Consider the following 1041-nt stretch of genomic DNA (forward strand, 5'->3'; position numbering starts at 1 on the left):
GGCGTGTATCTAAAAGTGCGAGCCCGGTGAGAAATGTGACGCGCTGGCCGGAAAAACGAGCAAGGTTGACGCATGCTTTTTCGGACGTATGCGGCTTGCCGAGCATATCGCCTTCAAATACCGCGACTTGGTCGGAGCCGATAATGCAGTGATGTGGAAAGCGCGTGGCAACAGCATTGGCTTTGCTAAGCGCGAGGCGGTGCACTAACGCATGCGGTGTTTCGCCGCTACGCGGTGTTTCATCAATGTCAGGCGAGCAGCATTGGTAAGGAAGCTGCAGGCGCTCAAGTAGCTCGCGTCGCCAGTGTGAGCTGGAGGCCAGTACCAGCTCGGTTGTTGATGGATCGATCATTGGTGAAGTCACAAAAGCTCCTGGCAGCGGTTGTTTCTGCTGTGATTAGGTTAAAGCAGTGTCTAAGTAGAGCGTCTAGGCAGTAGAGTGTAGCGAAAGCAGTTAAACCTGCCTATTGGAGGGTATTAAGCCCCAGCTAAACTGTTTATTGAGCCCTATTTGGGTTATTTATTGAGGAAGCTATGAAGAATTGCACTGACGGCTTTGACACCAGCAGGGGGAGTGCCTATCATTGCGCGCCTATGTTGACCTCACAACTCCCCAGCCGGGTTGAGCCTTATAAGCTTGCAGCCCGCCACGAACGAATCGAAGGCTTGGTAGCACTTGATAAGCTCCCACGTCTTGCCGATGAAGCGGGTGTCCAAACTGGCGACTGTCATGTCGTGCTTGAGTTTGGCGTCGATGCTCAAGGCCGTCGTGAAATTCGTGGCCACTTGCAAGCGATGTTAGCGCTTGCCTGTCGACGCTGCCTGGTGCCGCTGCCTCAACAGGTGGACAGTGACTTTCTGCTTGGAATGATCACTGATGAAGCCTTAGCGGCCGAGCTGCCTGCGAGTCATGAACCGGTGCTGGTGGAAAAGGAACAGCTGGATCTTCTGACCGTGGTTGAGGATGAATTGATTCTTAGCCTGCCTCAGGTGGTCTATCACGATGAAGCCGAATGTCATGTCTCGGCGGAGCAGCTGGTC

At 53.8% G+C, this 1041-nt stretch carries 2 protein-coding genes; one reads left to right on the forward strand and one right to left on the reverse strand.

Annotation, left to right across the window (positions count from 1 at the left end):
• Positions 1-352 (reverse strand): Maf family protein (locus ACTH5D_RS17365; RefSeq protein ID WP_441673435.1); only part of this gene is annotated, 352 nt, incomplete at its 3' end.
• 242 nt (positions 353-594) lie between these two features.
• On the opposite strand from ACTH5D_RS17365, the gene ACTH5D_RS17370 reads away from it, so the two are divergent.
• On the forward strand, positions 595-1041 hold a 447-nt coding region (locus ACTH5D_RS17370), incomplete at its 3' end, for a YceD family protein (RefSeq protein WP_441673437.1).

The organism is Halomonas sp. (genome assembly GCF_052095695.1).
GTDB lineage: Bacteria > Pseudomonadota > Gammaproteobacteria > Pseudomonadales > Halomonadaceae > Vreelandella.